The organism is Gilvimarinus sp. F26214L, from assembly GCF_054401055.1.
Genome location: NZ_JBTIYG010000001.1, coordinates 448,713 through 468,254, shown reverse-complemented (window position 1 = coordinate 468,254; position 19,542 = coordinate 448,713). Strand labels below are relative to the sequence as shown.

Genomic DNA, 19,542 nt, shown 5'->3' with positions numbered 1-19,542 from the left:
ATTGCTCCTCTGTCCAGAGTGGTGCGTACGAGGTTCTTGGCACTGTTTACAACCATGTTGAAACCTTTTCAGACTGAATCAGGTAGCGATGACATGCTGGATACTTCGGGAAAAACCATATTGCACTTGATCGACACGACCGGGCCGGGGGGTGCCGAGACAGTTTTTGTTCAACTGGCCGATCTGTTGCGCCAGAGGGGCTTTCGTTCGGTCGTGGTTATTCGCGGACCGGGTTGGGTCGATCAGGAGCTGCGTCGGCGCGGTCTTAACCCGATCGTTCTCGATGCCAAGGGTAGTTTTGCCTTTGGCTTCCTCTACCGGCTCTTCCGACTCGCGAAGCGCGAAAAAGTTGACATTGTTCAGTCACACCTTCTTGGGTCCAATGTTTACGCGGCACTCCTTGGTATTCTGATTCGCCGACCCGTCGTAGCGACCTATCACGGAATGGTCGATGTGAACCCCAATGAGAGGTTTCGTCGACTGAAAAATTGGGCCATGAAATGGGGTATCAGCCGCTACGTGGCGGTCAGCCGCAGCCTGGCCGCGCAGATTCGTGACCAAGGTCTTCTGGACCCCGACAAGACCGAGATCGTCTATAACGGAGTCGACGCGGATCGATACAAGCGAAAGGACCCGGGAACCGACGACCTGCGCGCGCGACTGGGCCTGCCTGACAATGCGATTGTGGTGGGCAGTCTGGGGAATGTGAGGCCGGCCAAGGCCTATGGTGTTCTTGTGGAAGCGGCCGCATTGGTTGCCAAAAAGCGCAAGGACATTTATTTCCTGGTAGCCGGTCATAAGCGTTCGAGTCTCATGAAGCGTTTGGAAGACCTGATGGACGCACGGGGTACGGGGGATCGGGTGCACTTTCTGGGGTTCTTCGAGGACAGCGCCGGGTTTCTCTCTCAGCTCGATTATTTCCTTCTGTCTTCCCGGTCGGAAGGCTTCTCAATCGCCACGATTGAAGCCATGATGGCCGGCTTGCCGGTCCTCGTGACCCGGTGCGGTGGGCCGGAGGAGATCGTCTCCCATCGCCACACCGGCCGGATTGTGGAGCCCGGGGATCCGGCAGCCCTGGCACAGGGGCTGTTGGAGATGATCGAATGCCCCGACGAGACTGCTGCCATGGCGACCGCGGGTCAGCGTCACGCGCGGGCGACCTTCGGATTGGATGCCATGCTCGAAAGCTATATCGACGTATACAGGCTCACGGACCACCATCGCTCCAGCCCGGGGATCGCCCGCTGGAACGATGTGTCGTGAAAGAGGGCATTGCAAGCTGTTAACCCGGGCTTGCGGAGTATGTCCGCAAAGGTCAACGCGCCGAGTTTGACTTGATAGTATGCTCCCGGTAGCGAGAGGGAGCTTGTGAGTCGTTTGGAGTCCTGCCCAACAGATCCCGGAGGTACTGACGTAGCTCGAAAAGAGCCGGTCGCAGATCATCCCAGCGGTTGACTTCGTGACGGCACCGGCTTCCTCCCGGTGTGATGAAGCCCAGCACGCGTGCCAGCTTCTCCCGGCCACTAAACTTCCGATCTTTCAAACTAAGATACAGACTATCCAGATCGCCAAGCAGCCAACGCAGCCTTTGGCCGACGCGGTAAGGGTCGTGGTGGGGGACAGACTTGTTCGTCGACACCTCCCACAGGAGGCGCGGGAAATCAACACCGGCATCTATGGCCAATTGGAGCGAACCCCAGAATCGGGTATTGACTTCCATCAGATAGGGCGTGCCGTCCTCGGCGACCCGAAATTCCACCATGGCGACACCATGCCAGTTGACGGAGCGGAGCAGCACCTCCGCGTAGTCCTTGAGGCGGGAATCGACTGCAACGCTTTCACTGAGAACGCTGACCCCACCGCGCGGGGGCTTCTCCCGAATCCGACGGTGGGCGAACCAGGTGACGGGCTCTCCGCTGTCGAACAGGGCGAAAATTCCCGCGCCGGAGCCGGGGATGAAAGACTGGATCATGAACGGATAATCACGCAGGTATGGCGTGGCTCTCAAAACTTCGCTCAATTCCTCCCTGCTGTTGACCACCCGGACGGTGGTGCTGATCCACCGGTCCCCCGTCCATATATGAGAAAGACAAGGCTTAACCACCAGGGGATAGCCGGAGAACCGTTTGACATCCACTTGGCTGGCCCGATCGAAAATCGAAAAATCGGGCACGGGGAGTCGTGCGCTTCGCGCCGTTTGCAGGAGACGTCCCTTGTCTGCCAGTGCCATTACAGTTTCGTAGTCGGCAAAAGGTAGATTGCAGTGAATATCTTCACGATTCATCAACACCAGCTGACTGGTGATTTCGGTAATTGGAAAAATGGCATCAATGTTGTAGGAGGAAACGGCGTTTCGTAGCCACTGAAGGAAGTCCTCCGGTCTCCGATCCGGAGGCGGGCATCGCAAATAGCCTGCCGAGAACCTGGACGCTGCCGCCAGGGACCGCGGCGAACTGTCTGCCGTGAGAATTCGTCCCGCTCCGCATCGGCCCAGGGACCGGGTTACCGCGAGGGCACTGCGTTGGTTGGCATCGAGCACAAGGATTGTAGGCTTTTCTACTGACATCATGTATTCCGCCTGGTTGTGAAGTTATGTTGAGTGTTCTCAAGACCTATATCAACGACAATTACGGCTCCAAACGGGGTTTCCTTGCCAGCAGCAAGTACTACTGCTTACACCGCATGGGCTACTTGCGCGAACTTAGAGAGGTGGAGTTCGCCCGTGTTCGCAAACTGGTTTTTGTTTGTGCAGGAAATCTGTGTCGCAGCCCCCTTGCCGAGTGGTACGCACGGAGTATAGGACTGGATGCGGAGTCCTTCGGGCTGGAATGTCGGGGTGGCGATCCCGCTGACGGACGGATGATCCAGGTGGCAACCACAATGGGACTCGATGTTTCGGGGCATCGCACCAGGAACATTCGGGACTATCGGCCCGCCAGTGACCATCTGGTGGTCGCCATGGAGCCTGCACACGTGGAAAGTCTTCCCAACGAAGTCACGACAACTGCACAAGTCACCCTTATTTCCCTCTGGATGGGGGAACCTTATCTGTACTTACATGATCCCTTCTCAGGCAACATCAACTACTTCGATAAATGCGGGACGCATATACGAACGGCACTTGACAACCTCAAGGAGCGATTAGATGGCAAGGACGATTAGCATAGGGGATTTCTATGCCTTCCGGGCCTGGACAATGCTGGGGCACTTTTTTCGCGATCATTTCTCCTTCTGGATGATCTGCTTGTATCTGTTCTTCGAATACTTCCGCCCCCAGGCGATCTACCCGGTCATTGATGTGGCACCCTGGGCCCAGATCTTCATCATCGCCGCGTTGGTGGGCGCATTGTTCGATCGAAGCGTGACCTGGGTTTCGCACCGACTTAATTTCTGGATGGTGCTGTTTGCTGGGATCATTTATCTATCCAGTGTGTTCGCGTACTTCCCCGAGGTCTCGCGGGAGTACTACATCGATTTTTACGGCTGGTTCGTTATCTACTTTCTGATTATTAATATCGTCAACACCAAGGAGCGTTTTTACATTTTCCTGATGATATTTCTGTTCTGCGCCGCCAAGATCGCCCTGGGGACTTCGCTGAGTTGGGCTTCCCGCGGATTCAGTTTTACGGACTGGGGCCTGATGGGCCCGCGCGGCTATTTTCAGAACTCGGGAGAACTCGCAATCCTGATGCTGACGCTGTTCCCGGTGGCGTTCTATCTGTTCCTGGAAATGCGCAAGAAGGAACAGGTTCGGTGGTGGGAAAAGGGGCTCCTGTTCGCATTCTTTGCGGCGCCACTGCTCACCATTCTGGGTGCGAGCAGCCGGGGTGCTCAGATCGCTCTCGCGGTAACGCTGGTTCTCATGTACCGGCGAAACATCTTTCGCATCAAGCCCATGATCGCGGTCGCTGTTCTCCTGGTCGCGAGCGTCTTCCTGCTTCCTGAGGAGCAGAAAGAGCGCTTCACCCAGATCGGGGAGGACAGAACATCGCAGCAACGCATGCTGTACCTCGAGAATGGATGGGAGATGATGAAGGAGTACCCGGTGCTGGGTGTGGGTTACTTCAACTTCCCACCATACTTTGCCATGCATTACCCGGAGGACATCATTACTGTCAACGAGCAGGCCGAACTGGCGCACAACATCTTCATCCAGGTGGGTACTGACGCCGGTTTCGTTGGTCTGGCCGTCTTTATGATGCTGATTCTGACCGGAATTCGCACGGCCTTCAGACTTCGCTCGGAACCTGGCGTCGATTCGGTACTGAGTGGCACCGCCGCAGGCCTGGGATACGGGATCATAGGCTTCGTGATTGCGGGGCAATTCGTCACCGTCGCCTACTACCCGTTTTTGTGGATTGGCCTGTCGTTTATTGTGGCCCTCAACAACGTAGCCATTCGGCACGAGGTCACTGAGCCGAACCGCAAGGTTTTTCCCGAGCGCGAGGGGGCCGTGTCGTTGAACGGAACCGTCAGAATCCACTGATTTCCGTGAGAGCGGGTTCGGCGCCCTTCATTGATTACGGCCAACCTGCACGCGTGGCGGAGTTCGTTGTTCGTTCGCGGTTCTGGGGTGGCGCGCTGTCATCCCGTACAAGGGTCGAAAGACGTCCACCAAATCATCCACTTCAACCAATTGGCAGGAGGCCTATGCCAACAGTTCGGGAGCGTTTGAAAATCCTGTGGGTTTCGCACCTGATTCCCTTCCCCCCCAAAGGCGGCGTATTAATGAGGAGCAACTATCTGGCTACTGAACTGGCCAGAAATCATACGGTGGACCTGGTAGCATTGAACCAGTCCCGTTTGCTGGGCGCGTACTATAGTACCCTCGAGGAGGGGCTGACAGCCGCAAGGGAAGCCTTGGGAGAAAATTTCAATAAACTGTACTTTTTTGACTTTGACACGGCCGGCAGCGACGGTCGCAAACGCTTGCTGGCTCTTAAATCCCTGTTCTCCGAGCTTCCCTATTCGGTGGCGTGGTTGAAATCCGAGGACCTGGCTGGGGCGATTGCTGATTGTCTGGCGCGGGAGCGATACGACTTGGTTCACTTCGATACAGTTGGCCTCGCCCAGTATCGCGACCTCGTTCAGAACATTCCAACGGTACTTGATCATCACAATGTGGAATCGCACATGATGCTGCGCCGTGCAGAGAAGGAACCCAATCTGGCGCGAAAGCTTTACTTCTACCAGGAAGGCTACCGGCTTCAGGCGTATGAGAAGAAGGTGCTGAATCTGTTCGACGGTCACATCACCTGCTCCGAGATCGATAGTGAGCGCCTGTTGAGAATCGGCGGCGACATTGATGTACAGGCGATTCCCAATTCTGTCCGGGTGGACCAAAGCTTCACCCGCATCGACACGGACGGTCGTGTCGGCCGCCTTCTCTTTATCGGTGGCCTGGATTGGTATCCGAACCGGGATGCCGTGCTGCATTTCCTGAAGGATATCTGGCCCGGGCTCCGTGCCAGCGGGCTGGACGTGGAAGTGGACATCGTGGGCAAGAACCCGGATCGGGACGTTCTGGATCGTGTCCGGAATGATTCTCGTGTTCGAGTGCACGGTTTCGTCGACGACATCAAAGCCTTCTATCGGAAAGCTGACATATTCATCTGTCCCATTCGCGATGGGGGCGGTACCAAGCTCAAGGTTCTGGACGCAATGGCCCATTATCTGCCGGTGGTCGGCTATCCGGAGGCCTGTGAAGGTATTGACGTGCGCCAGGGCGAACACGCGATGATTGCCGGGGATCCGGACGAGTTCGCGCGGGCCATCACTGATCTGCTACAAGACTCCGATCGGGCTCGGAAGATCGGACAGCGCGCTCACGATCTGATCGCCGAGAAGTACGAAGCGCGCCGTGTGGGAGATACCTTGTGCAATTACTACAGGGAGATTGCGGCAAAGGCGTGAATAGATATATTTCCCGTTATCTGTGTTACTACCCGGCCACCTTGCTAAAGGGCGAGCGGATCGGGCCGGCGCTGAAACGTAGCCGGCAGTTCCAGTGGCTCGACCAAAAAAGGATTCGCGACTACCAGATAGAACGGGTCAGGGATATCGTGCGCTGGGCCAAGGAGAAGTCGCCGTTCTACTCAGATCTGTACCGCCAGGTGAATCCGGACCGGATTCTCACTCTGGAAGACATGGCGACCTTGCCGAGCATCAGCAAGACGGATCTGATCCTTAATCAGGGCCGGATGGTCACGCAAATCGGCGGGAAATGCGAAACCAAGACGACCGGAGGATCCACGGGCCACCCAGTGAGAGTTGTCAAAAACGCCAATGCACTGGCCATGGAGCGCGCTGTCACCTGGCGTGCCTACGAGTGGGCGGGTGTGAGTGTGGGAGATCCTCAGGGGCGCTTCTGGGGTGTGCCGCACACACGGAAGGCGCGTGCCAAAGCCTGGTTGACGGACCTGGTTGCCAATCGCAAACGTTTGTCCGCCTTCAACCTGAACGACCAGTCGATGGCGGATTACTATCGGGAATTGCAGGCCTTCCGGCCCCGGTACCTTTACGGTTATGTCAGTGTGATCGAAGCCCTTGCCCGATTCATTCGCGACCAGGGCCTCGGCCCCATAGTAGGGATCAAAAGCATTATTACCACGTCGGAGATCCTCTACCCGAAATCCCGGGCTGTTATCGAAGCTGCTTTCCAGGTGAGTGTGTTCAACGAGTACGGCTGCGGCGAGGTGGGTTCGGTGGCACATGAGTGCGAGGATGGTCGACTTCATCTCATGGCGGACAATCTGTTTGTGGAAGTGGACGGGGACAGGGAAGGGGAGTTGCTGGTGACTGACTTTTTCAACTATAAAACGCCGCTGATTCGCTACCGTGTCGGGGATTACGGTCGCCTGTCTGATTCGGCCTGTTCGTGTGGCCGTGGTCTGCCGGTGCTCGACAAAGTCTACGGTCGCGCCTACGATCTACTCACTCTGGAGAATGGTACCTCCATTCATCCGGAATCCCTTATCTATGTGGTGGAAGACTTCAAGTCCGAGCGGGATGTAATCACGCAGTTTCAGGCGATCCAGCGCTCCCATCGCCAGGTGGACATTTATGTGGTGCCCAACAGCGCCTGGACAGAAGACTGTGCCGGGCAACTGGTTCAGCGGATGAAGGCAAAACTATCCGCGGCCATGGATTACCGGGTCGAACTGGTTGCTGGCATCGAGCGGGAAAAATCCGGAAAAATGCGACTCGTCAAGAGTGAGGTGGCCGCCTGAATTTCGTTCTACGGAGGCAAAAAAAGCCCCGGCGTGGACCGGGGCTGTGAGGTTTGCAGTTATTGTTCGCCGCCTTTTATGCAGGCTTGATCAGTGAGGGAATGTTGGATTTACTGCAGCTGGCACCGGCTCCCGAGTTCTGGGCCGAGGCCAGTGGGCCACTGGGGCCGTCCATGGAATCCGGGTTGGTCAGCAGGTTACTGTTGGAGATAACCAGATCGTCCATCAGCCATTCGGTAGCTTGTTCATAGCCGGGGTTGCTCCATCCCATGAAGTAACCGGCTTTCCAACCTGCGGGGCCACCCGCTGGCATGGCGATGTTGGCTTTCTGATCGTCGTGAAGCAGAGTAAACGATTCTTCCCCATCCCAGCGTCGATACAGCTGAATGATGCCGTCGTTTGCGGACGGACCGGTTGCCGCTTTTACGTGCATGACGATCTGCATCCAGCGACCCTGGTCAGCGGGATATTGGATGAACGGCGCTTCCTGATTATGCCCCCCCGCCACTTTATGCCCGCCGGGACTGTAGTGGTACGCCAAGCGGCTGCCGCCGGAACCGTCGTTCCAGAACTCCCAGATTACGGTCGGACCGGCTCCTTTGTGGGAATAATCATCCATCCACAAGGCGAACAGCTTGTTGTTCGAGGGACTGCCGGAACCATGTTTAAAATTCGTGGGAACCTTCAGCCAATAGCGAATCCAGATATCCTCCTGGGGCATGGCCAGGCTGAATCGTTGTTCCGACCAGGTGCCTTTCCCGGCGGGAAAATCAAATCGCATGGAAACGTCACCCGCTTTCGCCGACCAGCCCTTGTCGGACGTCTGCTGCAGTTCGACGGCACCGGATCGATTGAAGATGATCAGGTCTCCGAGTATGGGGTCTTTGCTTACCAGGGAGGTGCGATTCATACCTTCCCAGGTAAAATCCGGGGAGACGTTCGCGCTCAAATCGCGCGTTTCAAATGAGTCCATGAAATTGATTTGGGCAAGCGAAGGAGTGGAAATCGCAAATACCAGAGGAAGTGAGAGCAGAGATTTTAGTTTCATCAGATCCAGCCATGTTGTTGACACGCTCCAAGACTAGCCAAGCAAAAATGGCTGAGCTTTCACTTTGGCGGCTGATACTACCTGAGACTGGGTGATGTGTGATGGGGGACACAAAAGTGGCGTGTGCTTCATTCGACCGAACTCTGCAATGACGTCGATCTTTGTTTGCACGAAAGGAGTTTATTGATGAGCCCGAGCAAAACGTTGAGGGACTTTTCTCTGGTGATCCACGAATAGTCGCGACCACAGAGTCGGGTGGAAATCCGGCACCCAACGGGTGCCGGGGGTAAATCCCTTAAGAAAAGATGTTGGGGATTCGTGGTGTTCTACATTCGGCCGAGTCGTCCGGAGCGGGCTCAGGTGCAGGTTCCGGGGCAGGCTCTGGTGACGGTGAAGGGGAATCCGCCGTATCCAGAAGGCTGGTACTGGATACCTTGAAGTCGTCCAGCAGGAACTCGGTCTGCTGATCGTATCCAGGGTTGCTCCAGCCCAGAATGTAGCCAGCTTTCCACCCGTTGGGGCCTGTGCTGGGCGGACCGATGTCTGCACCGTAGTCTTTATGCATGAGCTGGAATTCAGTTTCATTCTCCCAGCGCCGGTAGGTTTCGATTACGCCATCATCAGAACCAGTTGTGCGCGCGGCTTTTACGTGCAGCACGATCTGCATCCAGCGGCCCTGGTCTTCCGGGTAGCGAATGAACGGGGTGTTCTGCTTGTGGCTGTTCGCCGTCTTGTAGCCGCCGGGGCTGTAATGGTAGGCGAGACGGCTTCCGCCGGAACCGTCATTCCAGAATTCCCAGATGACAGTGGGGCCGAGACCCTTGGCCGAGTAGCCGTCCATCCACAAAGCAAACAATTTGCTGTTGGAGGGCGAGCGGGATGAATGTTTGTAGTTGTTCGGCACTTTCAGCCAGAATCCAAGCCAGATATCCTTATAGGCGCTATCGAGACTGAACCGCTGCTCGGCCCAACTGTTGCTGCCGGACGGGAAGTCGAAACGCATGGCATAGTCGCCATCCTTTGCGACCCAGTCTTTATTGAATCCCTCCTGGATTTCGACCTTCCCGCTACCGTTGTAGACGATCAGGTCACCCAGAATCGGATCGCGCGTAACCAGGGAAGTGCGGTTGGTCCCGTTCCACTTCAGACCGCTCGTGTATCGGGCACTGAGGTCTCTGGATTCGAATGAGTCTGTAATAACAGTCTGCGCCTGGGCGGACGCGGCTGTGAGAAAGGCCATGGAAATCAGGCATTTTGAAAAAGGTTTCATTTACTTCTGGACCCTTGAGTGCTTTTAAACGTCAGGTTGAATATAGACGGTAAGACGGAACTCGCGTCCGGGAAAACAAAGAAAACAGGATCGACAGCCTGGTGATTCAGATTTTTGTGACGAGATGCACGGGCAACTCAAACGTGGGTCCCACTGGAGGCTCGAAGCGAACCCGGAAACCCCGTGTCGGGCCTCTTCCACCCGTTGGCGGCCCGACAGGGTCAGAGCCGGCTGCGCAAGAACCTGCGTTCCTGTATCAAGCCCGCGAGGTAGTCCCGCACCTCCGGTTTCAACAGGAGAGATCCGAGCATCAAAGCACAACCGCTCATGTAGATCACGACCTTCAGGGCGATATCCTGAATAAGATTGGGTTGTTCCAGGCGGAACGCCAGCACGCAGCACACCACCGACACAGCAAGATAGAACCCCACCGGCCTTAGGGAAAGACACATGTCGTACTGCTTCTTGGCTGCGAAATGGACGATGAGAAACTGGGTCGCGTTGGCGAGCATCAGCGCCAGGGCGGCGCCCACAAAACCAAGAACAGGGGTGAGCGCAAGGTAAAAGGCGGTGGCGAACACCGCGGTCAGGTAGGTGTTCCGCGTCATCCAGCCGGTTTTTTCCTTCACCAGAAAGCTGAAATTATTGAAGTACACAAAACAGTGAAATACAGACGAAAAGGCCAGGAAGGGAATCGCCTGGGCAGCCGCATGGAATTCCGGGGCGGCCATGATTCGCACCGCTGGTGCCCCGAATATGGCCACACCCAGGGCCACCATGATCAGTAAAGTGCTGATAAAGCGGAAAACCGACTGGTATATGGGAACCGGGTTTGGCTGGTGGTATACGTTGAAGCGCTCGGTTTGCCAGTACTGGGAAAATGGCATCCATACCAGCAGGGCGATCATGGTTCCGAACTTGGCCGCCAGTTCAAAGAGGCCCACATCATCCAGCGAGCTGAAAATGCGGATGTAGTAGCGGTTCGACGAGCCGATGTAGAGAGCAGCCAGACCGGACAGCCATAGCGGCCAGGAGAACGCGAGCATGCGGCCGGCGATGTGGCGACTGAACCCGAGACCGGTGCTCCAAAGGGTGTAAGTCGTCAACGCGAGGACGAAGATCAGGGCGGAGGTCACGCTGCTGATGGCCACGCCCAGGACGCCCATCTCGAGTACCACGACCAGAACGATATTCAGGGTCAGTTGTAGCACCAGCTTGGCGCTGGTCGCACTGATAAACAGCCAGGGCCTTTGCTGAATTCGGATATACCCGAGGCAGTAATTCTCCAGACCCTGGGTCAGTATCAGCAACGAAAAAAGACCTACGAGCAAGCCATGGTCCGCCGTGCCGAAAATGACTCCCGAGATCGGATCGCGAAAGCCGACGGTTGCAGCCACCGTAACCATGCTTGCGAGGGCCGTAATCATGAGTGAGGTAGAAATCACCCGGTGGGCATTGCCAGGGTCCTTTTGTTCGTAGTAGAACTTCGGCACCGCGTGAAACATGCGGGCGCCGAACACCAGTTCAATCAGCGTAACCATGGATATCAGCAAGCCGACTACTCCATAATCGGCCGGGCTCAGATAGCGGGTGTACACAGGCAGCATAACAAAGCCCACCAGCTGGCGGCTGAGGTTGCCGATGGCGTAGATTGAAGAGTGCTTCAACATCCGCTTGGTCTGATGCATAGCTTGCGTCGTAGCCTCAATTAGCGGCGGGCGACCGTGATTAGCTGGAGGTTTCTGCGTGTGACATGGGTAATAGATGCGAGGATAGGGGCAGCCGGGTGCTTCCCCGCACCGCTACTCGCATTCAGGTCACCGCGAACGTTGCGTTATCCGGTGTATCCTCGGGGAGCAGGTGGCCGGCCACCTGGCGGACCACTGCCTCCATCCCGAGCATTTGCTGCTCGACCGAAAATTCAGTGACTGCCCGGTGCCGAGCGGCACGCCCCATCCGCACCCGTAGAACCTCGTCATCGAGCAGGGTTCGCAACTGTGCGCCGGCGCTTTCGTGATCGCCGACCGGGTAGAGGAAGCCCGTCTCGGGAGTAACGGCTTCCCGCAGACCGGGAAGATCCGATACGACCAGGGGCAGACCGGTCGCCGCCATCTCGATCGAGGACATGGGGAAGGAATCCCATTCGGTGGATGCGATCATCCCCAAGGTGCAGGATTTCAACAACTGGGGAACGTCGTGGCGATATCCTCCGAAGGTGATGTGTTGCTCCGCCGCAGTGCCCTGGTAGAGAGGCAGGAAGTGTTTCTCCTGACCGTCCCTGTTTCCGAGCAATAGAAAGTGCACATCCGTGCGGCCCAACGTTTCACACAGGTGAACGGCGGTGCGGATGATTACGTCGACGCCTTTTCTCTCCTCCATGTGCCCCGAGAAAAAAACAATCTTCCGCTTCCGGTCGATATTGAAGATGTCATGGGCGTACCAGTCCCGACCTCTGGGTGGACAGAAGCGTTCCGTATTGATTCCGCTCCGGACCAGGGAGGTAGCTTCGACAGGGATACCCTGGCCATGAGTGGCGGTAAGCCGCATACCCTCGGACTGGAAGATGAAATGATCCGGCCGGTGACGGCACAGGCTTACGTAGAGTTTTTTCAGCGCAAGCTTGAGACCATGATTGAGGCTGCTCATTGGTGCGCCCCAGTAGGACACAATGTGCTTGACGCCACCCCGGCGCAAGTATTTATGGGACAGCCGTCGTACCGGCTGATCAAAGCCGAAGGCGATCTGAATATTGTGCTTGCGCACGTAGGCTTCGATCTGACTCAGGTACTCATGGGAACGGGAGGCCGCATCAAATTCGAACACATGGACCAGATCCTCCGGCAGAGTGGGAGAACGACCATTTTCGGTGGTGCGATAGGCGAAATGGATATTGGCAGGATCACCCACCAGCCGCCTGGCCATGTTGTAGAAGGTGATTTCGTGACTCGCTGCCGCGAAACCGGGGTTGGATTCGCAATGAAAGAAGATCAGTATCCCAACCAAAGCTCTTCATCCTTGTTGAATTGATGTCCTGTTCGGGGTCGCCGTAAATGAGATCTGCGCCTCGCCGTGGTTCCGGGCTTCAGTGTCAGCGTGTTAGTCAGCACGCGCGGCGCTAAGTTCTTGTAGCTGCCGGTATCCCTGAAGGTTGCCCCCCAGGGAATCACTCGCCACTTTGGCAGCCGCGCTGCGAAACAGAACCCTGTCGGCCTTCACCTGTTCCACGAGGGATTCCAGCTTGTGAGCCTGGTCAATGGAGATGATCCGCGGCTCCAGACCGAACTGTTCGAATGCACCGTTCAGCTTGGCCTTCGTGTACTTGTCAACGTAGATGCCAATGGAGGGGACCCCCATGGACAGGCCGAATATCAATTGGTGGTAGCGCATGCTGATTACCAGCTCACAGTCTCCTGTGAGGGCCTTGAGTTCCGAGGCCAGGGGAATTGGGTCTATAACGGTGAACCCCACGGAACGGTCCCAGTGCTGTTGGACATCCTTGGCGATCGCCGTATCGCCGCCTCCACCCGGGGAGTGGTGGGGAATGAAGATGGCGTTGAGACCATTGTGTCGCGCTACCCGGTTGATGCGGGAGCAGAGTGCGAGGAGATGATGACGGGTGACGCCGCCGAACTGCCGGAATGAGAGCGCCATGGCCGGCGCCTGTGCGCTCACCACCTTGCGGGTGCCGGCAGAGTGCTTCGGTTCGAGGAACGCAGCGTCGTCCACCGCGAAGTGCACCGGCAGCCCCAGTTGATTCGCGGAGAACTTGCGATCACGCACTCCGATCCAGTCCGCTCCAGACAGAATGTCGCGGCAGCGCGCCTCATGTTCCGGGGAGAAGGGCCCCAGCGTCTGGCTCACCAGGATCAGGCGCTTCTTCAGCCGTCGGGCCCACTTGAGCAGGTGCAGTCTGGCCTCGAGAACACCCGGCCACACGCTGGTCAGGTTGCCCCCGCCGCACACGAAGACCACGTCGCACCGGAGCAGGTGATAAAACATCAAGAGGTTCGCTTTCACAGCCGATAGCGGTCGTCGCCACCAGAGTTTTCGCCGTTCCTGATCGGTTCGACTGTAAAAGGGGAAGGCGGCGATTCCATAGGTGGCGGGAACGGCCGCGGGTTTTGCGCAGGCCATGACCAGGTTCTCGGCACCGACCAGGGCCTTGAGGCGGTTGATGGCCACTTCGGCCATCGCCTCGTCGCCAACGTGGTATTCCGGACCGGCCCCGGAAATGTCCGCCAGCATCAGAATGCGCGGTGGAAGGAAATCACCGGAAATGTCGCCGTCCGATTGACTGGTCCAGGAGAGATTCTCGAGGGAGTCGGACAGCACGTCCTGTTTCATCTCTTCATGCATTGCCAGATCCTTTGATGATTGGGTGTCGGAGGTGGATTTTGTGAGGTAGATGCCCAAGCCGCCCCGCGGTTCGAGGTGCCAAGACTGGCGGGTGCGCCGCTCCACACAAGTCCACGAGTCCAGGGATGGTTATTCGCCAACAATCAACGGTCATGCGGAGTGCGTCGTCAGCTCCCATGAACCAACGGCGAAGTCGATGCGATAAGCATGCCGAATGCATGAGGTTGTGCTTGGGAAACGTGAAAGTTGAGGAACCACGCGCTTCGAGCAGCACTGATTTCCGAGGTGGGGAGGGGTGCCTGTCAGGGGAAAGACTGAAAATCGTTCTGTCGAATTGAAAAATTTCCCGAGCGGGAACGGAAGCGATCAAGACTCCACAGGGATATGCGGCACGTTGCCAATAATGCAGCGTTCGTAGCAGCTTTCAAGACGTTGGGCGTAAGCTGCTTTATTGTAAAGGTGTTCCATCTTGATTTGCGCCACGGCGCCCACCTGCTTTGCAGTGCCGGGGTCTTGGATGAGCTCGAGCATGCGCGCAGCCAGCGCGTCGGGGTTGTGTGCATCGACAAGGTAGCCGTCGACACCGTGGTCAATGAACTCCCCTGGACTGCCGAGACAAGAGGCGATGACCGGCTTGCCGTGGCTCATAGCCTCGACGATGGCGGGGCAGCACGGCTCCGCCTCTGAGGAGCACTGCACCACAAGGTCGACGAGTTGGTAAAAATCCTGGGCGGCATCGACCTTCCCGGTGAACAGCGTGCGATCCTGCATTCCGGCAGTCTCGATGAAATTCTCCAGGCTCCGGAAATAAGGCGTGTCTTCGTTGATAGCTCCAACAAGAACGAACATTACATTCGACTGGTGCTGCAGGACAGTGGCTGCTGCACGCAGATACTGGAGCTGCCCGTTGCATTGGGAAATGGGGCCGAATATGCCAATCACCGTGTCCGTGCCCGAAAGCCGGTAATGCCGCCTGAGTCTCTCGACGCCGCGCGCAGGCAGCTTTTGGCGCACGGCGGGGGGCGTGGCCACCATGACCCGTCCGGGTTCTACATGGTGCACAATCTCATCGCGCAGGAAGTGCGACTCAGTCAGGAATTGGCTTACGAAAGGGACCAGGAGGTGCCGTTGTAACGGCGTGAACGAAGCACGGGTACGAACGTAGACAACCTGGCGAACCTTCAGGAGCCGACACACCAGGGCAACCTCGTCATTGATGCCGTCGTTGAGCTGGACGATCTGAATGTCGAATGCCCGGATAATACGGGCGATCCTGACCATGTATGAGAGGTTGGCGAGCATCCGGGCCGTATAAAGGGCAATGGCTCGCATGTTCCGAAGGACGGCAAAGCGGGAGCGACCTAGGCGAGGCAACAATGCCTGCAGTTTGTCGTCATGAAGGGTTCGGCGACTGAAAATGAGCCGGGTGTTGGTCGTGACCTCGGCGAGAGAGTCGCGGGCTGTGCTTTCATCCGCTGCGCTGACAAACACCAGCCGGAATCGCCTGCGATCGATGCCCCGAAAGAGGCTGACGGCAGAGGCCAGTGAGCGGCCGAACGCCAGGGACTGGTCCACAATCAAAACATTGACTTTATCCATCGACATTCCTCTTGTGGGCCTCAGCCCGGCGCTGTGCAAACTGCCTGGACGGGTACGTACAATGCGAGGACGCGGTCCGCGTTGCTGCCGGCCAGGTAGTCCGCCGCCAGCACCGGAGCTGGCGTATCACCCTCAATCAGCCGCCGCAGCGCCCGTGCGTAGCCTGAGGGTTCGTGGTCTTGCACGAGGCACTCCGGTTGCTTGATCAGCAATTCCCGAAGCCCTCCTGTGTCGTGCGCGACGAGCGGAGTGTTCAGGGCCAGAGCTTCGAGAGCGGCCATGGGCAGGCCCTCGTGGTCCGAAGGCATCACCAGCGCGTCGAGGCCGGCGATGCAGCTGCGCACATCCGAGCGGTGACCGTGGAAACGAACCGATCGCGCGATATTAAGATCGTGCGCCAATTGCTTCAGGGCAGCCTCCTGACGCCCCTCGCCGAACACGTGGAAATGCCACCTGTGGTGCGGAGCTTCAGCCAGTAGGATAGCGGCCATTCTCAGGAAGATATCGATCCTTTTTACCGGATCGAGTCGCCCCACCAATCCGACGTGTCGTGCATTGGGAAAGCTGCGGCGGAACTCCGGTGTGTCCACCCCGCGACGGACTTCCTCCGGGTCGATACCGTTGCGAATAACATGAATCTTGTGATCGGGGAATGAGGCGCCGAGTCGGGTTTTAAGCTCGGAACTGACCGCAATGATACCATCCTGAAGCAGACGCCCACAAAGGACATCAAGCCAGATCTGAAGCCTTTGCCGCAGATTGGGCGCGAACTCGGGGGCTCCATGAACCGTGCGAATGCAACGGGCCCGGCCGGATGCCAGATTGGCCAGGCTGCCGAGTATATTCTCTTTCTGCCGATGGGTATGCACGACCTGAGGACGGATCGCTTTCAGGCAGGCAATAATTCCGCGAAGGATCCCGACGCTGCTCATGTGATTTTCGTTCAGTACTGTGATCGGAATGCGGTCTGCCCTGCAGCGGCGCGCCAGCTCTCCGTCATTCAACAGTATCGCGTGAACCTCGGCGTGCTGCCGCAACTGACGCAGGAGGGTGAATGCCTGGACCTCGGCGCCGGCCCAGCGGTCGCCGGAAATGATGTGGACAATCCGTTTGGGCGGGGCGGGCATCATACCTGGCTCCTTCAATGTGAATCCATCATTCGGGGGGACCCTCCGGCCCCTGTTGAGATAAGACGGAGGGTCGATTGTTTCACACCGAATGACACAACACGGGTCAATTCAGACGATGCAGCGTGCCAGTCATGAAAATTGCTAGGGCAGATGAACTCCTGACTCGCACGGGATTCAAAGCTGCCACCTGTCAGGTCATTGAAGTGCTTCGCGCCTGGCTGCTCCACGGTTGACCGCTCGCCGTTCCCGGGACGGCCTACAAACGATGAACGGAGACGAAAACATGCTTGTCTTTGCCTTTTGGCTCTTGTTGTTTTGTTCTCTTTACAGCTACTTTATTTACCCTCTCCTCCTGTTGGTTCTGGGCCGTTCCGGTAAGGAGCTGGACGCGCCTTCGGACCCGGCTTTTGCCCCGCGCTTTACACTCATTATTACCGCCTACAATGAGGCCCGGCGTATACGCAGAAAACTGAACAATGCCCTGGCGCTGAATTTTGACAAGTCACGTCTGGAGATCATCGTGGCGTCGGACTGCTCCGACGATGGAACTGATGACATTGTCCGTGAGTTCGAAAACGACGGAGTACGCCTGGTCAGGGCACCTGAGCGTCTGGGCAAGGAACATGCACAACAATGCGCCATTCGCGAAGCATCCGGCGACATCATCGTTTTTTCCGATGTGGCAACGGAAATGCCGACGGACGCGCTGCAAAAACTCAGTCGATATTTTTCCGATCCCGAAATCGGTGCCGTTAGCAGCGAAGACCGGTTCATATCCGCAAGTGGTCAGGTGGCCGGGGAAGGGGCCTACGTGCGCTACGAAATGTGGTTGCGTCAGCGGGAATCCCGGCTTGCGGGCCTTGTGGGTTTGAGTGGATCCTTCTTTGCGGCTCGCCGGGACGTTTGTCAGCACTGGGATATCCATTCTCCGAGCGACTTCAATACGGCGCTGAACAGTGCGCGGTTGGGCTATCGGGCAGTCACCGCTCCCGATGTGCTGGGTTACTATCCGGACCTGAAAGACCCCACCAAAGAGTACGCCCGCAAGATCCGCACGGTAATTCGTGGAATGACATCACTGGCCCGCCACCCGGATGTTCTGAATCCGTTCAGCTATGGCCTCTTTTCATTCCAGGTGTTCAGCCATAAATTGATGCGCTGGATGGTGCCCTGGTTCCTCCTCGCGCTGGTTGCCGTGAACGCAGCACTGATTAACCAGGGCGTGATCTACCAGCTTACCCTTGCCGCGCAATTGGCGCTCTATGCGCTGGCCGCTGCGGCGCACTACAGCAGCGGGTTGCGGGGTCGTGGCGCGGTGCGGCTGGTCTATTTCTTCGTTCAGGTCAATGCCGCAATCCTGGCTGCTTCCTGCCGCTTCCTGTCGGGCACCAGAATGACTGTCTGGAATCCTTCGGCCCGATGATTCTCGCGGACCTGCCGCCGGTGGGCAATGCGGTGTCGACCCGGTCCGGGCCGCCGCTTCCGGAGTTTGACGGCTACCACTCGCTATGGCTGGAGTCCGGCACTGCGGCCCTGGCTCTGGCCCTCCTGCACGTGCGCCACCAGCGCCCGGATATCAGGAATCCGGAGGTGCTGCTGCCGGCTTATGGCTGCCCGGATCTGGTAGCAGCGGCGGTGTACGCAGGGTTGAGCCCGGTACTGGTGGATATTGGCGGCGATGACCCGGGGTATGATCCGGACGCGCTGAAAACCTGCTCCGGGGACAACACCGTGGCCATCGTCGCGGTGAACTTCCTCGGAATTCGAGAGCGGCTCGAAGATCTGCGGAGCGGGCTTCCCGGGGTTGCTCTGATTGAGGACAACGCCCAATGGCATCCGGAAGGAGGGCTGAGCGGAGATTATGTCGTCACGTCATTCGGTCGCGGCAAACCCGCCAGTGTGCTCGGTGGCGGTTTGTTGTTGGTGCACAACAAGGTGCGCTTGAACCCCCGATGGCTCGAAGAACAGATCGCAGTCGTTCGCAGGGATTCTTTTTCAGCCACGCTGACCTACAGGGCCAGAATCATCGCCTATAACATCCTGCGACGGCCATGGTGCTACTTCTGGATGAATCGCAATCCGGTGTTGAGGCTGGGGGAGACCCGCTTTGAGCTGCTTGAGGAAATCGCACGCATGCCCGCTTCCCAGCAGGCGCTGGTGGGCGCGAACCGGAAGCGCCATTTGCAGACAACTCAGTGGCGCGAGGTCTGCTATGACCGGATTCTGGGAGACTTGTCAGGCTTGACGACTCTCCCTGTCAACCTGAGATCCCGAAGGAACCGGTTGCTTCGTTATCCGGTGCTGTGCGAAAACCGGCATCAGAGGGATCGCCTCCTGTCGACGCTTAACGATCGCGGGCTTGGCGCTTCGCCAATGTACCGGGATCCATTGCCCGTGATCGAGGGTGTACCCAGCCGGGTCGTGACTCGCGGACCTCTGTCCAATGCCCGGCTGTTTGCGGATCGCTTGATAACCCTCCCTCTACACACCGGGGTCCGTCTTGCTCATATTCATCGAATTGCAGAGTTGTGCGAACGGGTGCTCGCGGGCGCAGGCAATGGACCGGGAGATGTCGCTCCTGTCGCGGTCGGCCTCGCGCGGCCCCGACCGGAGATCCGAAGGTGAGAACGATTAAGTCGAGTTGGCGGTCGGTGCCGCCTAGGAACGTCGACTGATGGTTTGTCGATCTTCGTGTCTTCTTCAACATTGCTGACACTTTTTAAAACACTTTTTGGACAGAAAGATGAGTCTCTGTTTAAGATCGGCCCCAAAGACCAGAAAGCAGTTCCCTTCCTGAACACCCTGATTGTCAAAACTATTCTCGACCGGCGCTAGAATGATATTGCAATTCACGAAGTGATGCCCGGTGCAGTTCCACACTGGGTCGGTGAACGGAGTTTCGTTGTGCGC

General features: G+C 57.4%; 15 protein-coding genes. 7 read left to right on the top strand and 8 right to left on the bottom strand.

Annotated features, from left to right (window positions below):
* Positions 1-93: 93 nt before the first annotated feature.
* Complete coding sequence (locus tag ACURWW_RS01940) at positions 94-1,263, top strand: glycosyltransferase (RefSeq protein ID WP_445615327.1); 1,170 nt, start codon at positions 94-96, stop codon at positions 1,261-1,263.
* A gap of 52 nt (positions 1,264-1,315) precedes the next feature.
* On the opposite strand, the gene ACURWW_RS01935 is transcribed toward ACURWW_RS01940, so the two are convergent.
* The gene (locus tag ACURWW_RS01935; protein WP_445615326.1) at positions 1,316-2,284 is read right to left on the bottom strand and encodes a carboxylate--amine ligase; all 969 of its coding nucleotides are present in this window, start codon (positions 2,282-2,284) and stop codon (positions 1,316-1,318) included.
* Positions 2,285-2,592: 308 nt separating this feature from the next.
* Between ACURWW_RS01935 and ACURWW_RS01930 the strand changes: the two genes are divergently transcribed.
* From ACURWW_RS01930 to ACURWW_RS01915, 4 genes are all read left to right on the top strand, one after another.
* Entirely contained in the window at positions 2,593-3,162 is a 570-nt protein-coding gene (locus ACURWW_RS01930; RefSeq protein ID WP_445615325.1) for an arsenate-mycothiol transferase ArsC, read from the top strand.
* Positions 3,146-4,486 carry an O-antigen ligase family protein gene (locus ACURWW_RS01925; RefSeq protein WP_445615324.1) on the top strand — a complete coding sequence of 447 codons (1,341 nt, stop codon included), beginning with the start codon at positions 3,146-3,148 and terminating at the stop codon, positions 4,484-4,486. The genes ACURWW_RS01930 and ACURWW_RS01925 overlap by 17 nt, the downstream gene beginning before the upstream one ends.
* 242 nt (positions 4,487-4,728) lie before the next feature.
* Positions 4,729-5,913, top strand: a complete 1,185-nt coding sequence (locus tag ACURWW_RS01920; RefSeq protein ID WP_445615323.1) for a glycosyltransferase — start codon at positions 4,729-4,731, stop codon at positions 5,911-5,913.
* Complete coding sequence (locus ACURWW_RS01915; RefSeq protein ID WP_445615322.1) at positions 5,910-7,229, top strand: phenylacetate--CoA ligase family protein; 1,320 nt, start codon at positions 5,910-5,912, stop codon at positions 7,227-7,229. The genes ACURWW_RS01920 and ACURWW_RS01915 overlap by 4 nt, the downstream gene beginning before the upstream one ends.
* A 76-nt stretch (positions 7,230-7,305) precedes the next feature.
* Here ACURWW_RS01915 and ACURWW_RS01910 read toward each other — a convergent pair whose 3' ends face one another.
* The 7 genes from ACURWW_RS01910 to ACURWW_RS01880 all read right to left on the bottom strand — a co-directional run bounded on the left by ACURWW_RS01910 (position 7,306) and on the right by ACURWW_RS01880 (position 16,632).
* The gene (locus tag ACURWW_RS01910; RefSeq protein WP_445615321.1) at positions 7,306-8,277 is read right to left on the bottom strand and encodes a hypothetical protein; all 972 of its coding nucleotides are present in this window, start codon (positions 8,275-8,277) and stop codon (positions 7,306-7,308) included.
* A gap of 295 nt (positions 8,278-8,572) precedes the next feature.
* Positions 8,573-9,547: a hypothetical protein gene (locus tag ACURWW_RS01905; protein WP_445615320.1), complete on the bottom strand. Its 975-nt coding sequence runs from the start codon at positions 9,545-9,547 to the stop codon at positions 8,573-8,575.
* A 221-nt stretch (positions 9,548-9,768) separates the two neighbouring features.
* Complete coding sequence (locus tag ACURWW_RS01900; RefSeq protein ID WP_445615319.1) at positions 9,769-11,235, bottom strand: lipopolysaccharide biosynthesis protein; 1,467 nt, start codon at positions 11,233-11,235, stop codon at positions 9,769-9,771.
* A gap of 124 nt (positions 11,236-11,359) precedes the next feature.
* Positions 11,360-12,550 (bottom strand): glycosyltransferase family 4 protein, encoded by a 1,191-nt coding sequence (locus tag ACURWW_RS01895; protein WP_445615318.1) that lies wholly within the window; start codon positions 12,548-12,550, stop codon positions 11,360-11,362.
* A gap of 93 nt (positions 12,551-12,643) precedes the next feature.
* Positions 12,644-13,903, bottom strand: a complete 1,260-nt coding sequence (locus ACURWW_RS01890; protein WP_445615317.1) for a polysaccharide pyruvyl transferase family protein — start codon at positions 13,901-13,903, stop codon at positions 12,644-12,646.
* 366 nt (positions 13,904-14,269) lie between these two features.
* Positions 14,270-15,502 (bottom strand): glycosyltransferase family 4 protein, encoded by a 1,233-nt coding sequence (locus ACURWW_RS01885; protein WP_445615316.1) that lies wholly within the window; start codon positions 15,500-15,502, stop codon positions 14,270-14,272.
* 20 nt (positions 15,503-15,522) lie between these two features.
* Entirely contained in the window at positions 15,523-16,632 is a 1,110-nt protein-coding gene (locus tag ACURWW_RS01880) for a glycosyltransferase (RefSeq protein ID WP_445615315.1), read from the bottom strand.
* 283 nt (positions 16,633-16,915) lie between these two features.
* Between ACURWW_RS01880 and ACURWW_RS01875 the strand changes: the two genes are divergently transcribed.
* Both ACURWW_RS01875 and ACURWW_RS01870 read left to right on the top strand, forming a co-directional pair.
* The gene (locus tag ACURWW_RS01875) at positions 16,916-18,055 is read left to right on the top strand and encodes a glycosyltransferase family 2 protein (protein WP_445615314.1); all 1,140 of its coding nucleotides are present in this window, start codon (positions 16,916-16,918) and stop codon (positions 18,053-18,055) included.
* Positions 18,052-19,257, top strand: a complete 1,206-nt coding sequence (locus ACURWW_RS01870) for a DegT/DnrJ/EryC1/StrS family aminotransferase (protein WP_445615313.1) — start codon at positions 18,052-18,054, stop codon at positions 19,255-19,257. The genes ACURWW_RS01875 and ACURWW_RS01870 overlap by 4 nt, the downstream gene beginning before the upstream one ends.
* Positions 19,258-19,542 lie beyond the last annotated feature (285 nt).

Excerpts from the sequence above, each read along its gene's own strand:
- ACURWW_RS01940 (WP_445615327.1), top strand. The coding sequence starts at position 94 with ATGCTGGATACTTCGGGAAAAACCATATTGCACTTGATCGACACGACC.
- ACURWW_RS01935 (WP_445615326.1), bottom strand. The coding sequence starts at position 2,284 with ATGAATCGTGAAGATATTCACTGCAATCTACCTTTTGCCGACTACGAA.
- ACURWW_RS01930 (WP_445615325.1), top strand. The coding sequence starts at position 2,593 with ATGTTGAGTGTTCTCAAGACCTATATCAACGACAATTACGGCTCCAAA.
- ACURWW_RS01925 (WP_445615324.1), top strand. The coding sequence starts at position 3,146 with ATGGCAAGGACGATTAGCATAGGGGATTTCTATGCCTTCCGGGCCTGG.
- ACURWW_RS01920 (WP_445615323.1), top strand. The coding sequence starts at position 4,729 with ATGAGGAGCAACTATCTGGCTACTGAACTGGCCAGAAATCATACGGTG.
- ACURWW_RS01910 (WP_445615321.1), bottom strand. The coding sequence starts at position 8,277 with ATGAAACTAAAATCTCTGCTCTCACTTCCTCTGGTATTTGCGATTTCC.
- ACURWW_RS01905 (WP_445615320.1), bottom strand. The coding sequence starts at position 9,547 with ATGAAACCTTTTTCAAAATGCCTGATTTCCATGGCCTTTCTCACAGCC.
- ACURWW_RS01900 (WP_445615319.1), bottom strand. The coding sequence starts at position 11,235 with ATGCATCAGACCAAGCGGATGTTGAAGCACTCTTCAATCTACGCCATC.
- ACURWW_RS01890 (WP_445615317.1), bottom strand. The coding sequence starts at position 13,903 with ATGCATGAAGAGATGAAACAGGACGTGCTGTCCGACTCCCTCGAGAAT.
- ACURWW_RS01885 (WP_445615316.1), bottom strand. The coding sequence starts at position 15,502 with ATGGATAAAGTCAATGTTTTGATTGTGGACCAGTCCCTGGCGTTCGGC.
- ACURWW_RS01880 (WP_445615315.1), bottom strand. The coding sequence starts at position 16,632 with ATGATGCCCGCCCCGCCCAAACGGATTGTCCACATCATTTCCGGCGAC.
- ACURWW_RS01875 (WP_445615314.1), top strand. The coding sequence starts at position 16,916 with ATGCTTGTCTTTGCCTTTTGGCTCTTGTTGTTTTGTTCTCTTTACAGC.
- ACURWW_RS01870 (WP_445615313.1), top strand. The coding sequence starts at position 18,052 with ATGATTCTCGCGGACCTGCCGCCGGTGGGCAATGCGGTGTCGACCCGG.